Origin of the sequence: Psychrobacter cryohalolentis K5, assembly GCF_000013905.1 — a bacterium.
In the GTDB taxonomy this organism is placed as follows: Bacteria; Pseudomonadota; Gammaproteobacteria; order Pseudomonadales; family Moraxellaceae; genus Psychrobacter; species Psychrobacter cryohalolentis.
In genome coordinates this window covers 124,047-145,797 of record NC_007969.1, presented here as the reverse complement: position 1 = coordinate 145,797, position 21,751 = coordinate 124,047, and the positions used below count along the sequence as shown (strand labels likewise).

16 protein-coding genes are annotated in these 21,751 nt (G+C 43.1%); 1 reads left to right on the top strand and 15 read right to left on the bottom strand.

Features of this window, described 5'->3' with window-relative positions; all coding sequences use genetic code 11:
* Nucleotides 1–127: 127 nt before the first annotated feature.
* Together PCRYO_RS00625 and mazG are read right to left on the bottom strand one after the other, a co-directional pair.
* Complete coding sequence (locus PCRYO_RS00625; RefSeq protein ID WP_011512497.1) at nt 128–559, bottom strand: ComEA family DNA-binding protein; 432 nt, start codon at nt 557–559, stop codon at nt 128–130.
* Nucleotides 546–1,409, bottom strand: a complete 864-nt coding sequence (gene mazG / locus PCRYO_RS00620; protein WP_011512496.1) for a nucleoside triphosphate pyrophosphohydrolase — start codon at nt 1,407–1,409, stop codon at nt 546–548. Before mazG ends, PCRYO_RS00625 begins: the two co-directional genes overlap by 14 nt.
* A gap of 155 nt (nt 1,410–1,564) precedes the next feature.
* On the opposite strand from mazG, the gene PCRYO_RS00615 reads away from it, so the two are divergent.
* Nucleotides 1,565–3,058, top strand: a complete 1,494-nt coding sequence (locus tag PCRYO_RS00615) for a phosphomannomutase/phosphoglucomutase (protein WP_011512495.1) — start codon at nt 1,565–1,567, stop codon at nt 3,056–3,058.
* Nucleotides 3,059–3,209: 151 nt separating this feature from the next.
* On the opposite strand, the gene PCRYO_RS00610 is transcribed toward PCRYO_RS00615, so the two are convergent.
* The 13 genes from PCRYO_RS00610 to sdhC all read right to left on the bottom strand — a co-directional run bounded on the left by PCRYO_RS00610 (nt 3,210) and on the right by sdhC (nt 21,287).
* A complete protein-coding gene (locus PCRYO_RS00610) occupies nt 3,210–4,622 on the bottom strand; it encodes a UDP-glucose 6-dehydrogenase (protein WP_011512494.1) in 1,413 nt (470 codons plus the stop codon).
* Nucleotides 4,623–4,659: 37 nt separating this feature from the next.
* Nucleotides 4,660–6,327, bottom strand: a complete 1,668-nt coding sequence (gene pgi / locus PCRYO_RS00605) for a glucose-6-phosphate isomerase (RefSeq protein ID WP_011512493.1) — start codon at nt 6,325–6,327, stop codon at nt 4,660–4,662.
* Between the two features lie 3 nt (nt 6,328–6,330).
* Nucleotides 6,331–7,215: a UTP--glucose-1-phosphate uridylyltransferase gene (locus PCRYO_RS00600; protein WP_011512492.1), complete on the bottom strand. Its 885-nt coding sequence runs from the start codon at nt 7,213–7,215 to the stop codon at nt 6,331–6,333.
* Between the two features lie 53 nt (nt 7,216–7,268).
* Entirely contained in the window at nt 7,269–8,309 is a 1,041-nt protein-coding gene (gene galE / locus PCRYO_RS00595; protein WP_041752904.1) for a UDP-glucose 4-epimerase GalE, read from the bottom strand.
* 107 nt (nt 8,310–8,416) lie between these two features.
* The gene (sucD, locus tag PCRYO_RS00590; RefSeq protein ID WP_011512490.1) at nt 8,417–9,292 is read right to left on the bottom strand and encodes a succinate--CoA ligase subunit alpha; all 876 of its coding nucleotides are present in this window, start codon (nt 9,290–9,292) and stop codon (nt 8,417–8,419) included.
* Between the two features lie 104 nt (nt 9,293–9,396).
* Entirely contained in the window at nt 9,397–10,563 is a 1,167-nt protein-coding gene (gene sucC, locus PCRYO_RS00585; protein WP_011512489.1) for an ADP-forming succinate--CoA ligase subunit beta, read from the bottom strand.
* A gap of 187 nt (nt 10,564–10,750) precedes the next feature.
* On the bottom strand, nt 10,751–12,202 hold the full coding sequence (gene lpdA, locus PCRYO_RS00580) for a dihydrolipoyl dehydrogenase (protein ID WP_011512488.1): 1,452 nt from the start codon (nt 12,200–12,202) through the stop codon (nt 10,751–10,753).
* Between the two features lie 271 nt (nt 12,203–12,473).
* Nucleotides 12,474–13,706, bottom strand: a complete 1,233-nt coding sequence (gene odhB, locus PCRYO_RS00575) for a 2-oxoglutarate dehydrogenase complex dihydrolipoyllysine-residue succinyltransferase (RefSeq protein WP_011512487.1) — start codon at nt 13,704–13,706, stop codon at nt 12,474–12,476.
* A 155-nt stretch (nt 13,707–13,861) separates the two neighbouring features.
* Nucleotides 13,862–16,747: a 2-oxoglutarate dehydrogenase E1 component gene (locus PCRYO_RS00570; protein WP_011512486.1), complete on the bottom strand. Its 2,886-nt coding sequence runs from the start codon at nt 16,745–16,747 to the stop codon at nt 13,862–13,864.
* An 802-nt stretch (nt 16,748–17,549) separates the two neighbouring features.
* Nucleotides 17,550–18,260: a succinate dehydrogenase iron-sulfur subunit gene (locus PCRYO_RS00565; protein WP_011512485.1), complete on the bottom strand. Its 711-nt coding sequence runs from the start codon at nt 18,258–18,260 to the stop codon at nt 17,550–17,552.
* A gap of 207 nt (nt 18,261–18,467) precedes the next feature.
* Nucleotides 18,468–20,318 (bottom strand): succinate dehydrogenase flavoprotein subunit, encoded by a 1,851-nt coding sequence (sdhA, locus tag PCRYO_RS00560; protein ID WP_011512484.1) that lies wholly within the window; start codon nt 20,316–20,318, stop codon nt 18,468–18,470.
* 178 nt (nt 20,319–20,496) lie between these two features.
* Entirely contained in the window at nt 20,497–20,883 is a 387-nt protein-coding gene (gene sdhD / locus PCRYO_RS00555; RefSeq protein WP_041753314.1) for a succinate dehydrogenase, hydrophobic membrane anchor protein, read from the bottom strand.
* 17 nt (nt 20,884–20,900) lie between these two features.
* Nucleotides 20,901–21,287, bottom strand: coding sequence for a succinate dehydrogenase, cytochrome b556 subunit (sdhC, locus tag PCRYO_RS00550; RefSeq protein ID WP_011512482.1), 387 nt, complete (start codon nt 21,285–21,287; stop codon nt 20,901–20,903).
* Nucleotides 21,288–21,751 lie beyond the last annotated feature (464 nt).

Sequence of the window (21,751 nt, the reverse complement as noted above, 5' to 3'; positions counted from 1 at the left end):
GAACACAGCGTCAATCAGGCGGATGTACGTGCTAGTTTAACAAATTTTGGCCATGGTGGGTGTATTTAGACAGTTACTTACATGCTATTTTGTCAATATTGGGGTTAATTAAAGTAAAATACAGCGATTAATCTTGCACGGTCAAACGTCCTCGATTTTTATCAACGGTTTTTGCGCCAATACCCTTTACCTTTGTCAATTCATCAACCGTTCTAAAACTGCCAAACATCTCACGATATAGGATAATGGCTTGCGCCTTATTGCTACCGATACCATGTAGCAACGTAAGCTCACCTTCTGTTGCTCGATTAATATTAATGATTGACTGCATACGTGCTTGAGTTTGTGCTGTCTCTTGCGTCAATATGTAGTTATAAGCACTTTGGGCGTTATCAAAACAAGGGGCGGCAAAGACAGGATGAGACAGCATAGCCATGATAGAAACCATGCCTACTAAAAAAATGGCTACATTTTTAAACAAATTAGCATGCTGCCATTTAATAAACGACCATTTGATGGCTAACCATTTAATAAGCAAGCTTTTATTAGTCGCGTTCATGTTGTTTCGCCGCTTCCCATAACGCATCCATCTCATTGATATCGCTGTCTTCTAAACGCTTGCCTGCGGCAGCTAACTGGTCTTCAATATAGCCAAAACGTGATTTAAATTTATGTACACAGGTCAGCGTTGCTGTTTCCGCATCAAGGTCTAATTTGCGCGCCACATTGACAAGCGCAAACATGCAATCGCCAAGCTCCTTTTCAATCTCTCTGATATTGGTTTTGATTTCAACTTGGGGCTTATCTAAAATCTCGGTCTTTAGCTCGGCAATTTCTTCATCGAGTTTATCAAATGCGCCACTGACGCCTTCCCAATCAAAACCCAATTTTGACGCCTGTTTTTGCACATCCTGCGCCTGCATCAGCGCACTACCTGCTTTGGTATTGTCCAAACGACGCTGTGGTTTGCCACGTACGGCGCGGGCTTGTTGCTCTTCTACTTTAATCTCATCCCAGCGTTCTTTTACCGCGGCTTCATCTTTAAGCGTTTCTGCTTCAAACACATGCGGATGCCGGCGAATCAGCTTTTCTTGTAAAGTGGTAATCACATCAATCATATCAAAGCGCTCTTGTTCAGCGTACATCTGACAATGAAAAACCACTTGCAGCAGCACATCGCCAAGCTCGCCTTTGATGTCTTCATCATCATTACTTTGTACCGCTTCGCCGAGCTCATAGGCTTCTTCAATCGCATACGGAATTAAGCTATGATTGCTTTGCTTTTTATCCCATGGACAATCGCTACGCAACCGCGCCATTAAGGACAACAAATCCGCTAATTCGCCACTTGCTTCTGGCGTTCCTTGTACCAGTGTAGGCGCTGTTATTTTATTTTCTAAGCTATTCATAAAAAACACTCTTATATTTTTATTGGTTATTCAATAGAACCCTATTAAGTTTATAACGATTTTGTCGTTAGTGTAGCATTGAACACTGATTAGCTTATAATTGTGTAACCTACTTAATTATCATCTCACTGCTTAAACGCAAGGATTTTATCGTTATGCCCACATCCGATACGAATAATGCCAGCTATGCGACTCAAACCCAGTTCGCACCGATTAACATTGATTCATTTAAAGCTTACGATATCCGCGGCGAGCTTGGTGTCAATCTCGATGAAGCTATCGCCTACCGTATCGGCCGTGCCTTTGCCCAAATTTTATTCGAGCGTTATAACAGTGCCGATAATGATGCTACCGCTGAACTGAAAAACTTAAAATCAGCTATCGTTATTGGTAGCGATATTCGCCATTCAAGTGAACAGTTAAAACAAGCGACTATCAAAGGCATGCTAGATGCTGGCGTCGATGTTATCGACTTGGGAATGACAGGTACAGAAGAGGTGTATTTTGCCACCAGCTACTATCAAGCGTTGGGCGGTATCGAAGTCACTGCCAGTCATAATCCGATTAATTATAATGGCTTAAAATTGGTCAAAGAGCACTCAAAACCGATTAGCGCCGATGATGGTTTGGCAGAGATTCAAGCGTTGGCGGAATCGGGGCAATTTACCACTGCTAACACCTTAGGCAACCTACAATTACTGACGGATAAAAGCGCCTATATCAATCATGTGATGACTTTCATCGATACTGACAAATTAAAACCACTTAAACTGGTTATTAATTCAGGCAATGGCAGCGCCGGTCCCGTGGTTGATTTATTAATCGAAAAGTTAGCACAAGCTGGCGCACCGATTGAAGTCATTAAACTGCATCATGCCCCTGACGGTAGTTTTCCAAATGGCATCCCTAATCCGATGATTTTGGCTAATAGAACCGCCACCCAGCAAGCGGTGTTAGAAAATAAAGCCGACCTTGGGATTGCCTTTGATGGCGATTTTGACCGCTGCTTTTTATTCGATGAATACGGCGAATTTATCGATGGTAGCTATGTCGTTGGGATGCTGGCGCAAGCCTTTTTAAATAAGTATGCAGGCGAGTCGATTGTTTATGATCCACGGGTGATTTATAACACCGAAGCCGTCATCCATGAGCATAACGGTAAGGCGGTTATTAGTAAATCTGGGCACTCATTTATCAAGCAGGTGATGCGTGATTCTGGTGCGGTTTATGGTGGCGAGATGTCAGCGCATCATTATTTTCGCGATTTTTTCTACTGCGATAGCGGTATGATTCCTTGGCTGCTGACCATTGAGCTATTATCGATTACCGGTAAAACCTTGTCAGAATTGGTCAGTGGTTATATTGCAGCCTATCCAAGCTCAGGCGAGATGAACTTTCATCTGACCACGCATGATGCGCAGACGATTATTAGCGCTATCGAAGAAAAGTTTAGTACCGAAAACCCAACCAAATCGATGCTCGATGGTTTGAGTTTAAACTTTGGCGAATGGCGTTTTAACTTACGCGCCTCAAATACTGAACCATTAGTTCGGTTAAATATTGAAAGTCGCGGTGATGAAGATTTACTACAGACCAAGACCCAGGAGATTCAACAATGGCTTGCCAGTAAAGGTGCTGTACCTGCTTAACTTCAATAGCTGCAATGCTAAATAAAGACATTCTAAACTTATAAAGATAAAAAAAGCGCCGATTAATTTTTATATTAATCGGCGCTTTTATTTAGCTTTAATCTAACAACTGTTTGTCTACTGAGCTTATTTTATACTTGATAGAAAGCGCTTATTTAGCGCGACCAATCCCCATATAGTCGCCGACTAGACCATCTATCTGCGTTCGTGACAAGGCATTTTGCGCATCGAATACGGGCATCGCTTGCTCATTAAGCTTAGCAATATCTAGTCGGTTCTCTTGCAACCAGCTGATAATAAAAATTGCCTGCGCCTCATTAAGCTTTTGATAAGGATTATTTATTAACTCCAGTAATGGCTGCTGCTTATAAAGCGCTGCTAGCTCCGTTTGCGCTTTATCACTATAGACCAGCGTGCGAATATTATAAGACCACAATAATGCCAATAAAGGATGAATCGCCGACTCTGCCGTCCGTCCTGAGCCGGCTTTATAACTGCCGCCCCAAATCATGACCGTTTTATTATCGATAAAACCATCAAAATATTGCCAAAACTTGCGGAATATTAGCTCTTTTTGGTCTTCATTAATATGGATAACCGATTGTAATAGCGGCATGGCCAAGCTCTGTGCTTGACTTGATTGCTGTAGCTGAAGCAATTCTGTCGGTAGCGTATTACCACCAAATCCCCAGCCCGCCTGCAAGTAGCTACTGCCCACGCGCTCATCAAGCCCCATGATATGGCTGACTTGCTGGATATCGACTTGTTGACTATCCGCCAAGCGCGACATCTCATTCATGAAACTGACCCGCGTTGCGAGCATCGCCATGATGCTACTACGAGCAAATTCGATAGTCGCGATATTGGCATAATGAGTAGCACGCGCATGCTGCATTAATGGCTGTAGCATACCCAAATGATGACGACTATTAGAGGTTTTTTCACCGAGTAGCCATAGTGACGGATTTAACATCGAGCTATAAGCATCACCATCTTTTAAGAAAACGAACGGTAGATAATAGACCCAAGCACGCTTTAAGCGCTGAGACAATGCATCTATAGTGCCAAGCGGCTTAATGCCACTCATCATGAACGGTTGTGTCTGCTGTTGACTATGATTAAAGGCGGTAATCCAATCATCCTCTACCCATACCGAATCTACACTGTCTAAAAACAACCAATATAGGATTACTGATTTTGGTTGATTTACCTTTTGCTGCTCTTCGATAGCTTTCGTATTGCTATGATCTGCTACTTCATAAAGCTGTATAAGCCTATCAGCGTTATTAGGCAGCTCATAACTAACAATATGCTGTTGCTGCGTATACATTTGCCATAGTGCCTGCAAATGATGCTCAAAGCCATATTGATGTAGCTGCTGCGCCAATATCTCTTGGTCTGCGTATAAATGCACTTGCTGACCAAGACTTGCCAGTACGACAGCACTGGTCACCGCCTCAATACTATGACCAATAAGTACACAGACAGCAGATTCTTTTGCCAAATCGCTAAACGAATTGGATTCAGATTGGGGCATGTTTTTATCCATAGTCTCGGCGCTCATGAGTGTACCTTTAGTCGTTATTAATATAGCAGCGCTCTCAAGAAAGCTGTTTGATATGTTTTAACAGCTGATTGGTTGAGGTATCGAATGGTGCGTTACCCTCTTGCTGCATCGCATCATGAACGGACTCTGCCATCTGCTTACCCATCTCAACGCCCCATTGATCAAATGGATTGATATCCCAGATACTAGCCATAACATAAACCTTATGCTCATAAAGCGCGATTAACGCCCCTAAGCTATGCGGAGTAAGTTCATCAATCAGCAAGGTTGTAGAAGGCTGGTTGCCTCGGTAGTATTTATATTTATCAGCATCACAAGCAATTTGACTATCCGTTTCAGCGATAGCAGCATTACCAAAAGCCAGTACACGGCTTTGAGCCAAACAATTGGCTAAAGACAGTTCATGCTGCTGTTGTAGTGGCGTATTTTTTGCCTTATCACTGTAGCGACGTACACAAGCGATAAAATCACAAGAGACTTGCTGCGTTCCTTGATGTAGCAGCTGATAAAAAGCATGTTGGGCATTAGAACCAATTTCACCCCAAAGAATAGGACAGGTATCATAATCAATACGATCACCATGCTGGGTCACCGATTTACCATTACTTTCCATCTCTAGCTGAGTTAAATAACTGGGTAAATAGCTTAAGCGCCCATCATAAGGCAGCACAGTATGAGCATTTACCTGCAAAAAGGTGCTATTCCAAACTGCGATTAAGCCCAATAATACCGGTAAGTTTTCTGCAAAATCCGCCTGCGCAAAATGCTCATCCATACTATGCGCGCCTGCCAACAGCTCTTTAAACCCAGACATACCGATACGAATAGCTATGGCAAGACCAATCGCTGACCATAAAGAAAAACGGCCCCCTACCCATTCCCAAAGCTGCAACTGGTGCTCAGGATGAATACCCCAAGCACTCATTTTTTCACTATTGGCCGAGATACCGATGAAATGACGACGTAATACACTGTCTTCAGTGCCCGCACGCAGCTTTGCGGTTGCAAGCAGCCATGATAGTGCCGTTTTGGCATTGGATAAGGTATCAATGGTACCAAAAGATTTAGATGAGATAATAAATAAAGTGGTTTCAGGATTCAGATGTTTTAGCAAATTATCCAGCTGCGTGCCATCCATATTGGAGACGAAATGGACCTCAACACAGGTATCTGCCCACTCATCAAGGGCAGTGGTTGCCATCAGTGGCCCTAAGTCAGAACCCCCTACACCGATATTAACAACATCTGTAATCGCTTTACCTGAAAACCCGCGCCATGTCCCACTGCGTACACGCTCCGATAAGCGTTCAACTTGCCCCAAACTTTGATGGACATCAGCGACTACATCTTGATTATCAAGTTGTAAATTTGCTGTGGTGGGCAATCGTAGTGCAGTATGCAAAGCGGCACGTTCTTCACTGGTATTCACCATCGCCCCTTGTAGCAAGGCCTGAATACGAGCAGACAATTCACAACTATTTGCCAGATTTAATAAACTTTCTAGCACAGTATCATCTAAACATTGCTTGCTGTAGTCCATATACAGCGCCCCACTTTGAGCACTAAAACGTTGGGTACGCGTATTATCTTGTGCAAACAAGGCAGCTAATGACCACTTCGACTCAGCTGCTGCCTTCAGCTTCTGCCAATATTTAGAATGGCGGGCACTGCTATAGACTTTATTGTCTTTTGTATCGTTCATTAACTACTCTTCATCGGCTAGTTGCTGCTGAGCGAAATATATAAAGGCTTGCATATAAGAGCGCATATCGCCAGCATCATAACTGTTACCACGCATGGTCGTGACATTGACACCATACTCACTGATAAGCGCATCAATAGCATCCGTCAGTTGAATTTCTCCGCCAACTGAGGCTTGGGTATTCGCCAGATAATCAAAAATATGATGACTAAAGACATAACGACCAACCACAGCGAGTCTGGATGGCGCATCAGAGAGATTTGGCTTTTCTACAAAACCTGCCACTTTAAAACTGACATTCTTATCTGTTTTATCATCTATATCGCCCTCATCCATAAGCGCTTCACTTAATTGAGCGATACCGTATTTATGTACGTCTTCATCGGTTACTTTATCGACCAATATTTGCGAATGGTTATCTACAGAAAAAGCGTCAATCATAAACGCCAAATTGTCAGCAGACATATCACCATTAAAAGGATCAAGCACCACATCTGGCAGCAGTACTGCAAAATCATGCTTACCAATGATTGGGCGTGCGGCAAGCACCGCATGACCTAAACCCAATGGCTGACCCTGACGTATCATCGATATAGTTACATCATCTGGTAGCCAGTTTAAGCTGTCTGCTAGCTCGTTCTTACCTTTAACACGCAATTGATTGTCAAGCTCGGCATTGAGATCAAAGTAATTTTCAATAGCACTTTTTTGTGCATGACCAACCAAGACAATGTGCTTAATACCGGCAGCAATAGCTTCTGCCACCACATAATGGATGGCAGGACGTTTACCAAGCGGCAATAGCTCTTTAGGTACGGATTTAGACAATGGCAACATACGAGTACCAAAGCCTGCAACGGGTATCACCGCGTGAGTAATTTTTTTCATAAGGATTAATACATACTTAATAAGAATGGATAAGGGTTTGTTTTCTATAATACTTATATTGAGTTATAACCATTTGGATTTATGCTTTGCCAACGCCATGTATCTTGACACATATCAGTAATAGATAAGCTTGCCTTCCATCCTAATAACTCTTGTGCTTTATCAGCACTAGCATAGCAACTGGCAATATCACCAGCTCGTCGCCCAACAAACTGAAAAGGAATATCTTTAGCTGATACGGCAGAAAACGCTCTAACTAACTCTAATACAGACGTTCCCTTACCTGATCCTAAATTGATCGGAAGAAAACCTAAGCTTTGCTTTTGCTGCTTTAGATAATTGAGCGCGGCGACATGACCTTGTGCGAGGTCAGTTACATGTATAAAGTCACGCACACCCGTACCATCTACCGTAGCATAGTCATCGCCAAAAATGCTTAATTTATCAAGCTTGCCGACCGCGACTTGTGAGATATATGGCATTAAATTATTTGGAATATCATTGGGATCTTCGCCAATTTGTCCAGATGGGTGCGCGCCAACAGGATTAAAATACCTCAAAGGAATAAGGCTCCAGCTGTTATCTGATAGCGCTAAATCTTCTAGAACATGCTCAACCGTAAGCTTACTCTGTCCATAAGGATTGGTACAGGAGCGTGGAGAGTCTTCATTAATGGGCAGAATTTCAGGATCACCATAGACCGTAGCTGATGAAGAAAAGACTAGTTTTTTAACCTCATATTCAGCCATGATTTTAAGTAAGGTAATCGTACCACTCACATTATTATCATAATACATCAAGGGTTTAGCGACAGATTCGCCCACCGCTTTTAAGCCAGCAAAATGAATCACGCCAAAAAATCGATGGGCGACAAATACTTGCCTGAGTGAATCAGCATCACGAATGTCGCCTTCGATAAAGTCGATAGGCTGCCCAATAAGGCTAGAAACACGATTTACTGCCTCAAAACTGCTGTTAGATAAATTGTCATATATCACCACCTCGTAGCCTGCTTCATGCAGTGCAATACAAGTATGTGAACCGATATATCCTGCGCCTCCAGTCACTAATATTTTATTTTTATAATTTTCCATATTGATATCCAAAGCAATTTTCAAACAAAAAAAGACACCCCATTGTAGGGGTGCCTTCATTATTTTTCAACGTCATTTGAGTATTAACAGTCAGTTAGCTACTGATACTACCAACCTGTCACTTCTTTTAGCTTCTCGCCCAATTTTGATGGGTCACGCGTGTAAGCAATACCTGCCGCTTCAAACGCTTTAAATTTATCTTCAGCTGTACCTTGACCGCCAGAGATGATAGCGCCGGCATGACCCATACGCTTACCTTCAGGAGCAGTTACACCAGCAATATAACCAACAACTGGCTTAGTTACATGGTCTTTGATATAAGCGGCTGCTTCTTCTTCAGCAGTACCACCAATTTCACCGATTAAGATAATTGCTTCAGTTTGTGGATCTTCTTGGAACAATTTAAGCGCATCAATCTGGTTCATACCAGGGATCGGATCACCACCGATACCGATACAGGTTGATTGACCAAAACCAAGCTTAGTGGTTTGAGCAACGGCTTCATAAGTTAAAGTACCAGAGCGTGAGATGATACCCACTTTACCTGGCAAATGGATATGACCTGGCATGATGCCGATTTTGCACTGACCTGGGGTGATAACGCCTGGGCAGTTAGGACCGATTAGACGTACATCGCCTGCTGTTTCAAGGTAGCGTTTGGCTTTAAGCATATCAAGCGTTGGTACACCTTCAGTGATCACAACAATTAGCTTCACACCAGCATCAATTGCTTCGATGATAGAATCTAGTACAAAAGGAGCTGGTACATAGATAACAGAAGCGTCTGCTTGGGTGGCTGCCATTGCTTCAGACATGGTGTTGAATACTGGCAAACCTAGGTGCGTTTGACCGCCTTTACCTGGGGTTACGCCGCCAACAACTTTTGTACCATATTCGATGGCTTGTTCTGAGTGGAACGTACCATTTTTACCGGTAAAACCTTGCACCAATACTTTGGTGTCTTTATCAATTAATACACTCATTATCTTATCCTTGTATGCGGTTGTCTGGTAGGCGCTTGCCTATCCTGCCACGTTAAATGTTAACGTCGGTAGAATAACAGCAAACGCCTTATACTCTTGAGCAATTAAGCTTTAACAGCGTCAACAATTTTTTGAGCGGCGTCTGATAAACCTTGAGCTGAGATCAATTTCAGACCAGATTCTTCTAGAATTTGTGCGCCAAGCTCAGCATTGTTACCCTCTAAACGGACAACAACTGGTACTTTGACGTCAACTTCTTTGATCGCAGCGATAATAGCTTCTGCAATCATGTCACAACGTACGATACCACCGAAGATGTTGATCAGAACACCTTCAACGCTGCTGTCTTCAAGAATGATCTTGAAGGCTTCAACAACGCGATCTTTAGTTGCACCGCCGCCAACGTCCAAGAAGTTAGCAGGCTTGCCGCCGTACAATTTGATGATGTCCATCGTAGCCATTGCAAGACCAGCACCGTTTACCATACAACCGATATTGCCTTCTAGGGCAACATAGTTTAGATCAAACTCAGCCGCTTTAAGCTCACGCTCATTTTCTTGTGATTTGTCTTGTAGCGCAGCAATCTTAGGCAAACGATATAAAGCGTTTGAGTCAATACCAATTTTGCCATCAACACAAACGATCTCGCCATTTTCGCGAACCGCTAATGGGTTGATTTCAAGTAAATCAATGTCGTTTTCAACGAATGCTTGATAAGCACCAGACATCAATTTAACGAATTGATTGATTTGCTTGCCTTCAAGACCCAATTTAAACGCGACTTCACGCGCTTGGAATGGCAATAAACCAACCAATGGATCAATATTTACTTTAAAGATTTTCTCTGGCGTTTCTTCTGCAACTTTCTCAATCTCAACACCGCCTTCCGTTGATGCCATAAACGTCACGCGACGTGAAGAGCGGTCAACAACAGCGCCAAGATATAGCTCGGTTTGCACTGGATACATATCTTCTGCAACCAAAACGAAATTCACTGGTTGACCAGCGGCATCGGTTTGATACGTTACAAGGTTTTTACCGATAAGCTCATCAGTCACTTGCTTCGCTTCTTCACGAGTCTTAACCAGTTTCACGCCGCCCGCTTTACCGCGACCACCAGCATGAACCTGCGCTTTGATGACTGCGATATCAGTTGGGGTTTTGTCAAAAGCTGCCGCTGCTTCGTCGCCACTGTAAGCAATGATGCCTTCTTGAATTGGCAAGCCGTAGCTTTTCAATAGCTCTTTTGCTTGATACTCATGTAAATTCATTGATTGAATCCTTTATTTTTACCATTAATAAAAAATGAAAACTCATACATCGTAGAATGCTCTACTGTATGTTAGACCAACGCAGCATTCAAAATAGCTATTCGAACAATGCGATGGTCATGCCATCATCTAATAACCATTTAAAACACTTAAAATATCTTTATACAAATATTTTTAGCCGTTAAAATTATTTACGTTTTTTACGCTGAATCGCGTGAATGGCACGACCATCCGCAGACAATGCTGCTTCATGAACGGCTTCAGAGATCGTTGGATGCGCAAACGTCATCAACTGCAAATCTTCGATGCTTGATACAAATTCCATCGCAATCATACCTTGATGGACGATATCGCCTGCACCAGCAGAAATCGCATGCATGCCTAATAAACGGTCTGTTTTGGCATCAGCAACGACTTTGATAGAACCTTGAGCTTCACTTTGAGCAAGAGCGCGACCGTTTGCAGCTAGGTTAAATGAACCTGTTTTGACTTCATAACCTGCGACTTCTGCTTCTTGCTCTGTCAAACCAACCCATGCGATTTCTGGATGCGTATAGATGACGTTGATAATAGTGTCGTAGTTAACTTGAGCTTTTTCGCCATGAATACGCTCAACAGCCATCATGCCTTCTTCCATGGCTTTATGCGCAAGCATAGGACCGCGTACCAAATCACCGATAGCATAAACGCCATCAAGATTGGTTTTGCACTGATCATTGACATCAATCAAACCGCGTTCGGTCAATTGAATACCACTGTCTTCGCCAAGTAATTTTTCAGAATAAGCACGGCGACCGACACAAACGATCAGCTTATCAAAGCTCTCTTCACTAGATTCGCCTTTGGTTTCACTAGTAACGATGACTTGATCGCCTTGCACTTCAGCATTGGTCACTTTGGTATCGACACGAATATCAAGACCTTGCTTTTTCAGCATTTTGCCCGCTTCTTTAGCGATGTCTTTGTCAGCAGCGGCCAAGAAGCTAGGTAGTGCTTCATATACGACAACTTCTGCACCTAGACGACGCCATACTGAACCAAGCTCAAGACCGATAACACCGGCACCGATTACGCCTAAACGCTTAGGTACAGCAGTAAAGTCAAGCGCGCCAGTAGAATCAACGATACGATCGCCGTCAGTTCTGGCAACTGGAATATCAATCGGCACTGAACCAGCTGCAAGAATCACGTTTTTAGCAGTGATAGTCGTTTCTGCTTCATCAGCAAGAGCGGTAAATTTAACTTTTTTATCAGTACCTTTACCATCTTCTAATGTGCCCCAGCCTTGTAGCCAGTCAACTCCATTACCTTTCAATAACGCAGCAACACCGCCAGTCAACTGCTTAACGATGCCTTCTTTACGAGCAATCATTTGCTCGATATCGATAGCAACATCACCAGTAGTAATACCATGCTCATTAAGGTCGTGCTTAGTCGCTTCATAGCGATGTGAGCTATCAAGCAATGCTTTTGATGGGATACAACCGACGTTTAAGCAAGTACCGCCAAGTGCAGGCTCGCCTTTATAAACGCGTTTTTCGATACAAGCGACGCTCATGCCAAGCTGTCCTGCACGGATTGCTGCTTCATAACCACCAGGTCCGCCGCCGATGACGACTAAATCGTAACTGTCTTTCATAATACGTTCCTATTTTAATTTTAGTTTAATGTTAGGTATCATATAAACCAATTTTATCTCGTTAGTAAACCATCGACTTATCCATTCGATAACCAATACGATATCTAAATGCTAGATAATAGATGCGTTTAAAAAGACGATAAAGATAGTTGCTGAGTATGCTTAGCTCATTGCTCATAAGATAGAACTGAAAAAGCTAAAAGGCATTAAAAGATAATCTATACAAAGCTAAAAAGCTTGTATCAGTCATTACTGATACAAGCCTAAAAACTTAAAGATCTAAAAGTAGCATAGTAGGGTCTTCAACCAATTCTTTCAGTGTTACTAAGAATTGTACCGCTTCTTTACCATCAATCATACGATGGTCATAAGACAGTGCAAGATACATCATTGGCAAGATTTTAACTTCACCATTAACTGCCATAGGACGGTCATTGATAGCATGCATACCCAAGATAGCAGTTTGTGGTGGGTTCAAGATAGGTGTTGACATCAGTGAACCAAATACACCACCGTTTGAGATGGTAAATGTACCGCCAACCATGTCTTCTAGACCAAGTTTACCTTCTTGTGCTTTACCACCAAACTCACGAATCTTGGCTTCAACATCTGCCATGCTCATGCGATCAGTATCACGCAGTACTGGTACGACTAGACCACGGTTAGAAGATACGGCAACACCGATGTCATAGTAACCATGATAAACGATATCATCACCGTCTAATGACGCGTTCACAGCTGGATAACGTTTTAGGGCTTCAGTCGCCGCTTTTACGAATAACGACATAAAGCCTAAACGTGTACCATGACGCTTTTCGAACTGATCTTTATACTTAGTACGCATGTCCATCAACGGTTTCATGTTGACTTCGTTAAACGTCGTTAACATTGCCGTTTCTTGAGAAGCAGCTAGTAGACGATTCGCGATTGTTTTACGTAGACGTGTCATTGGTACGCGTTTTTCAGTACGCTCGCCAACTGCTTCAGCAACAGGACGACCACTATCAGAAGTGATTGAGCTATCCGCTTTTAACGTTGGGTTTGACATGTCAGTTTTGGTCACACGACCGCCGCGACCACTACCTTCGACGTTTTTAGGATCTACGCCAGACTCTTTGGCTGCTTTACGAACCGCAGGGCTTTGATCTTTATGATCAGATTCAGCAGACGCTTGTACTGGCTCGCCGCCATCTGTTGCTTGCTTAGGTTGTACTGGCGCAGCTGGTTGATCTGGATCAACGGCAGGAGCAGCTTCAGCACTGGCGCTAGCACCAGCTTCAAATTCGGCAATCAGCTCATCAGACAATACGGTATCATCTACTTGCTTAACGATTCGGGTTACAACACCGTTATCAGGCGCGACCACTTCTAATACAACTTTATCAGTTTCGATTTCAGCTAATAGGTCATCACGGTTTACTTGCTGACCTTCAGTGACATGCCATTCAACGATTGTACCATCGGCAACCGATTCTGGAAAAACGGGGGCTTTAATTTCAGCCATCGATATACTCCTTAGATTTGGATATTACTATTTATAATTAAGTCGTGATAGGCAGTCAGTGCCATTTAAAATGTGATATTTAAATTGTCTCACTGGGTACTGACTGTCATCGCCTGATTCATTGATTACATACAATCTGTTATTTAGATAAGCTATTAAATAGACAGCTCATCTACACTGATACCAAGACCACCAGCGATTAAATCTTGTTGTTGCTTAACGTGTAATTTTGCTGATCCTGTCGCAGGCGCTGCACTGGCAGGACGTGCAACTGGCTCCATGACTTTTGCTCTGGTTGGATGCGGTACAACAATGCGGAACATATGCGGTGCTAAGTAATACCAAGCCCCTTGATTCAACGGCTCCTCTTGCGTCCAAACGATTTCTTTTAAGTTGCTGTATTTTTCAATTTCAGCAATTAAGCGTTTTTCTGGTAAAGGATAGAGCTGCTCAATACGAACGATTGCTACATGGTCTAAACCTAATGCACGGCGCTGCTCAAGCAAGTCATAATAAACTTTACCGCCACATAGCACCATACGAGTCACGTTGTCCGGATTTTGCTGATCCATCTCTGGCAATACCGTTTCAAACTTACCATTTGCCAATTCTTCTAATTGAGAAGTCGCAAGCTTATGACGTAGCAAGCTTTTTGGCGACATCACGATTAACGGTTTACGAATCGGGCGAACCGCTTGACGACGTAGCGCATGATAAATCTGTGCAGGCGTCGTTGGTGTGATGACTTGCATGTTGTCTTCAGCACATAGCTGCAAGAAGCGTTCAAGACGGGCTGATGAATGCTCAGGACCTTGACCTTCGAAGCCATGCGGCAATAACATGGTTAAGCCGCAAACGCGCTGCCATTTGGTCTCGCCACTGGCGATAAACTGATCGATAACTACTTGAGCACCGTTAACAAAATCACCGAACTGCGCTTCCCAAACAACCAATGCATTTGGCACCGTAGTCGCATAACCATATTCAAAAGCTAGTACCGCTTCTTCTGATAACAATGAGTTATAAGTGGCAAAGCGTGCTTGATCTTCACTCAGGTGAGCAAGTGGCACATACATGCTGCCATCTTCAATATTATATAGCTCACTATGACGATGTGAGAACGTACCACGTCCTACATCTTCACCAGTAATACGTACGAGCACTTTATCGTTATCGACCAGTGATGCGTATGCCAATGTCTCAGCTGCACCCCAGTTCAAAGGCTCTTCGCCAGTTTGCATTGCTAAGCGCTGCTCGACCACTTTTTGTACTTGACGCTGTAGCTTGTAACCTTCAGGCATTTGTGCCATGCGGCGACCATAGCCTTTCAACACTTCGATGTCGACACTGGTATCCCAATCATCAACCAAATCGTGACCCAAGTAAGGTTTCCAATCGACAAATAGCTGCTCGTTAGGCTCGTTTACTAATGAATTGGCAACATATTCACCGCGATCTAATGATTCACGATACTCATCTTCTAAACGTGTTTCATCTTCTTTACTCAGCAAACCTTCTTCGATTAACTGTTTTGCGTAAATAGTACGAGTCGTTGGTAGCTTTTTGATCACTGCATACATGAGTGGCTGAGTCGCTGAAGGCTCGTCCGCCTCATTATGACCGTTACGGCGATAGCAGAAAAGATCTATGATGATGTCTTTGTCAAACTCATGACGATAATCTAACGCCAATTGCGCGGCAAATACCACAGACTCAGGATCATCACCGTTGACATGCAAAATTGGCGCATGAACCATTTTTGCCACATCAGTACAGTATTCAGTTGAGCGTGCATCTTCTTGACGGCTGGTGGTAAAACCAACTTGGTTATTAATCACAATATGGATGGTGCCGCCCGTCGTATACGCACGGGTTTGTGACATCTGGAATGTCTCTTGTACCACGCCTTGACCAGCAAACGCTGCATCACCATGAATGACGATTGGCAATACTGAATTGCCCGTCTTATTTTCATGAAGTGGCTGATCGTTACGACGTACTTGACGTGCACGTACTGAGCCTTGTAATACTGGCGCAACGATTTCAAGATGTGACGGGTTAAATGCCAACGCTAAATGCGCTTCCCCACCTGGTGTCATCACGTTCGATGAAAAACCATTGTGGTATTTCACATCACCTGAGCCTTTTTCTGGCTGAACTTTGCCATCGAACTCATCAAATAAATCAGCAGGGTTTTTACCCAAGATATTTACCAATAAGTTTAAACGCCCACGGTGAGCCATACCAATGACCATCTCTTTTGTACCATAACCGCCAGCACGTTGGATGATTTCATTGATCGCTGGAATAAAGCTCTCTCCGCCTTCCAGACCAAAACGCTTCACACCCGTATATTTACGAGCAAGATATTTTTCTAAGCCTTCTGCTGCCGTCAAACGCTCAAGAATAGACAAACGTTTTTCTGTATCAAAAGAGATATGACCTAGATTGGTTTCTAGATATTTTTCCATCCAGCGCTTTTCTGTGCTGGTGGTCACGTGCATATATTCTGTACCGATATAACGGCAATAGACGCGCTCCATGATTTCAATGATTTCACGTAACGGTGCTTCATTTTTACCGATATTTAGATCATTAGTAGGAAATACCGTATCTAGATCCGCGTCAGAAAGATTGTGATAGGCAAGGGTCAAATCCTCTACTTCCGCACGTGGGTGTAGACTTAATGGATCTAACTGCGCTCGGCGATGACCGCGACGACGGTAAGCTGAGATGAGCTGCTGTACGCCCATTTGCTTATTGTCACCAACATTGTTGCTATGACTAGTAGTCGCGCTACTGGTGTCGGTGCTGACCTTATTAGCCGTCTGATTACGCGCTAATAATAAAAACTGGTCTTTAATGGCGTTATGCGGCGCATCATTTGGCGATTTGTATTGTTCAAAATACGTTTGCCAATCGCTGCCAACACTATTAGGATCTTCTAGGTATTGCTCGTAGAGAATATCAATATAATTGGCGTTATCAGCGGCCAACTCTGTTTGATCTACGCTCGCTGCTTCTTTAGTTATACTATTCATAATAATCGTCTATTTGATAGATAAATGAATGGAATCGTGCTTATTATTGTGAAATCTGTTGTATACAGGCGGCTCAGCTATTGAATAAATAGCTTTTTAACAATGAACAATCAACATAGAACACCATTCAAATTATTTGTGAACGTTCAGTTTTCTTATGTCGCTCGTCGCAAAACATTAATTTATATATAATGCTACAAGTTATAACTAAATTGTTATTTATAGCATTTTTTTTGTTCAGCTGGCTCATTTACAAGCCATTTCTGCTGAATAACTTGACTATTGTAGCTCTGCAATGACTATTTGACAAATGATACACTGCCGTATAGCGTAACATGGCAACAATTGCAGCCATAGTTTGTTTGTTCAATACTAAGTATTTACACAATGAATATCTATTATCACCTTACGCAATTCATAGGTGATTGACTTCCTGCATATTCACACATCACTGCTATGCATCCGTTTTAACCTCAGTATTATATACCTTCTATCATCGTCATTCACCCCTATAATCTTATAATAACCATGCATTTTTTATGCTTAGCCATTACTACTTATGATTATATAGGCAGATGGAGCAGATAACAGGTTGTCTTACATATAAGCAACGTATTGTTAGCATGGCCTTACTTGTCATCATTATTCTGATGCAAATTCAAATATTGTTCTAAGACGACTTAACAGGCATGGTGACTTTACGCTATTGTTTTGCTTATTTTAACGAATAAAAAACACCACCTTATCTCAGGTGGTGTTTTTTATAGCGCTATTATAAAGCTAATTGAGGCTAAAAGGTATATTAACCTGCTTGATCAAGCAACAAATTACGCAGATGACCGATAGCTTTGGTTGGATTCAAGCCTTTTGGACATACTGATACGCAGTTCATGATACCGCGGCAACGAAATAAGCTGAATGGATCGTCTAAACGAGCCAGACGCGCGCGCGTATCACTATCACGGCTGTCAGAAACAAAACGATCAGCATGCAGTAGTGCTGATGGTCCTAAGAACTTATCAGGATTCCACCAGAATGATGGGCAGCTGGTTGAACAGCAGGCACATAAGATACATTCATATAAACCATTTAACTTGTCACGTTGCTCAGGCGACTGCAAGCGCTCAGTCGCAGGCGCTGGCTGATCATTAATTAAGAATGGATGTACTTTTTCGTACTGCTCGTAGAATTGGTTCATATCGACGACCAAATCACGAACCACTGGCAAACCTGGTAACGGGCGAACGGTTACTTTTTCTGGCAAAGTATTCATGTTGATCAAACATGCTAGACCATTTTTACCATTAATATTCATGCCATCAGAGCCACAGATGCCTTCACGGCACGAGCGACGGAAGGTAAGAGTTTCATCTTCCTTCTTTAGGCGTAATAACACGTCAAGCAACATACGATCTGAGTCTAGTAGCTCAATCGTATAAGTTTGCATACGCGGCGCTGCGTCCAGATCAGGATCGTAGCGATAGATTTCGATGGTGCGAGTACCTCGGCTCATAATGCTAAACTCCACACGTCGGTGATGGCGGGCATACAAGGATTGCAACATAGTCGCGCTGGCTATTAATCTGTACTGACAAGAATGATCAAATACTGATTAATAGGGCGCTGGCATGAGCTTGTAGCTGGCGGTCACCTTTTTAATAAATGAATAAAGGATAAAACGTTTATGCTGTCTATACACATCAGGCGCAAGGCGTCTGACTTAGTAGACACGAACCTTTGGCTCGATATAATCAACCGTTAATGGAATTTTACGAACCGGCTTATAGATAATCTTATTGCCTTCAGAATACCATAAGGTATGCTTCATCCAATCATTATCGTTACGACCGTTTGGTGCGTATTCATCATCTTCAGGACGATCATAGTCAGAGACACTGTGCGCGCCGCGGCTTTCATGACGCTGGGCCGCTGATATCATCGTCGCTTTTGCTACTTCGTAAAGATTGCCCACTTCAAAGGCTTCAATACGAGCAGTGTTAAAGACTTGTGATTTATCAGCCAAATGAATCTGATCAATCTTCTCGCCTAGCGCTAGGATTTTTGCAACGCCTTCATCCATCATCGCTTGTGTACGGAATACACTGGCATGCGTTTGCATAGTTGCACGAATCTCATCGGCAACGTCTTGCGCATTGTAGCCTGAAGTTGACTGTTGCAGCTTGTCTAAACGACCGACTGTGTAATCAAGGACGCGAGGATCAAGTGGCTTATAGTTATGATCCGCATGATGGAATTCATCGACGATGTGCTTACCTGCAGCGCGACCAAATACCAATAAATCAAGCAATGAGTTGGTACCTAAACGGTTGGCACCGTGAACACTGACGCACGCACATTCGCCAATTGCATATAGACCTTTAACCACGTTGCCTTTTGCATATAGACCATCTTCATCCGTACCTGCTTCTAGATCCGGTACAATCACTTGACCATGAATCGTGGTTGGAATACCGCCCATCATATAATGAATGGTTGGAATAACAGGAATTGGCTCTTTCGTGATATCGACGTTGGCAAAGTTCTTACCAATCTCGAATACTGATGGCAGACGCTTCATGATGGTTTCAACACCTAAATGGGTCATATCCATCACGATATGGTCAGCATTTGGACCACAACCACGGCCTTCTTTGATTTCTTGGTCCATAGAGCGTGATACTAAATCACGTGGTGCCAAGTCTTTTACGGTTGGAGCATAACGCTCCATAAAGGCTTCGCCATCTTTATTACGTAAGATAGCGCCTTCACCGCGGCAACCTTCGGTCAATAGTACGCCGGCACCATGAACGCCGGTTGGGTGGAACTGCCAAAATTCCATGTCTTGTAGTGGAATACCAGCACGAACCGCCATGCCAATACCGTCACCAGTATTAATATAAGCGTTGGTAGAGGCAGCAAAGATACGACCTGCGCCGCCTGTCGCTAACACAGTGATTGGTGACTGGAATACCGCAACAGTACCAGTTTCTTGCTCAATAGCGATGACGCCATTGATGTTGCCGGCTTCATCTTTGATCAAATCAAGGGCAATCCACTCAATAAAGAATTCAGTACCTTGCTGCAGGTTTTTTTGATATAGAGTATGCAGTAGCGCGTGACCGGTACGGTCAGCAGCAGCACACGCACGTTGTACGGCTTTTTCGCCATAGTTTGAGGTATGACCACCAAATGGGCGCTGATAAATTGTGCCATCTTCATTACGGTCAAACGGCATGCCCATGTGCTCAAGCTCATATACTACTTTTGGCGCTTCACGGCACATGTACTCAATCGCGTCTTGGTCACCCAACCAGTCTGACCCTTTAACGGTATCATAAAAGTGGAAATGCCAGTTATCGTTGCTCATGTTACCGAGACTTGCACCGATACCGCCCTGAGCTGCAACAGTGTGCGAGCGGGTTGGGAATACTTTGGTTAAGACTGCAACCTTCATGCCGGCTTCAGCTAAGTGCAATGATGCACGCATACCTGAACCACCACCACCAACGATGACCGCGTCATAGTTTAGGGTTTTGATATTGCTAATGGTATTGTCTTGTCTAGTTGCCATTACGGTTTTCCTAATGCCTGTTAATACTTGCGAAGTAAATACAAGGACTGCTTAACCAGTCATACACTCCGAGCTGAATCATCGACTCAAAGCACGGATATGGATGATGTAATTGTATATAACTGGGTATCTAAGCCGCCTTCAACCACTTACTAAAATGTGCATATCTATCTGAGCGTTAAACAGCAGCGACACCGAAGCCGTTACCCCAAAAAATCATGATGCCCCAGAATAAAAATACAAAAACGGCAATAATCATTAATGTCTGTAAGACCAAGCGTAGGCCAGCTGCGCTCGCGCCCAATTTACCGGTAGTGATATAGTCTGTGAATACGGTCCACATGCCAATCCATGCATGACCCGCAAGGGCTAGAACTGCTACTAAGCTAAATAGACGCATCGGTAAGCTGGTCATAAAATTAGACCATTCCGTGTAGCTCACATCGCCATGGGTTAAAAAGAAGCCCAATAGCACCACACTATAAACTGCTAAGACCACCGCACTGATACGTTGGACAATCCAATCACGGGAGCCTGAGCCGGTTAGACTGGTTGCGCTTTTTATTCCTGAATCGTTTTTCATTAGAACATCACCCATACAAATGACGCGACTATTAATATCGCTGCAATTACAAAGCTGATCATAGAGGCGGCACGGCCAGATTTCAGCTCTTCATTCATGCCCATATCAGCAAATAAATGCTTCATACCCATCACAAAGTGATAAGCGATGGCGGCGACGAAAATCCATGCCAAAAAGCGCACTAAAACATTGTCAAAAACGGTTTCAAAACTCTCAGGCGATGCCAAAGAATTCTGCAATAACCACAGCATGACTGGAATAAGTAAAAATAAAATGATGCCAGAGATACGATGCAAGATTGAAGCAATCGCAATCGGTGATCGATTAACACTAATCACTTGGCTGAGGGGCAGATCAATAGGTCGGTTGCTTTTCACAGCGGGCATCCTTTTTGCGGTTATGTCTGGTAGTTACTTATGATTTAGCAATCGTCTGCCAAATACACTGAGCACCACACAAGACGAATAAAGTAAGGAAGGAAGAGCTAGCTGACGTCATTTAATTTGCGCTAAATCTGAAAGCATACGGAGATTGACAGGGTCATTATGGGCATTCAACTATCGCTCAATAAACCCTTTCAATAATAAGCTTTCTACATATTAACAGACCACAAAACGAAGCACGGGATAAATCGATTAACTATTCTATTTTTACTGGTTCCCATTAACAAAAAAAAGACAACGCCATAGAGTCATCTCTACGTTATCCTTTTTTGTTAAGGTAAACTTCACTGTAGGCTATTTAAAAATAGAACAGTTAACAAGAATATTCAAGCGATAAGCTCGGTCTTGGTCTACAAAGTGATTATTCAATCGTAACAAAGTATGAGTGGAGCAAAGCCCCTCACCTA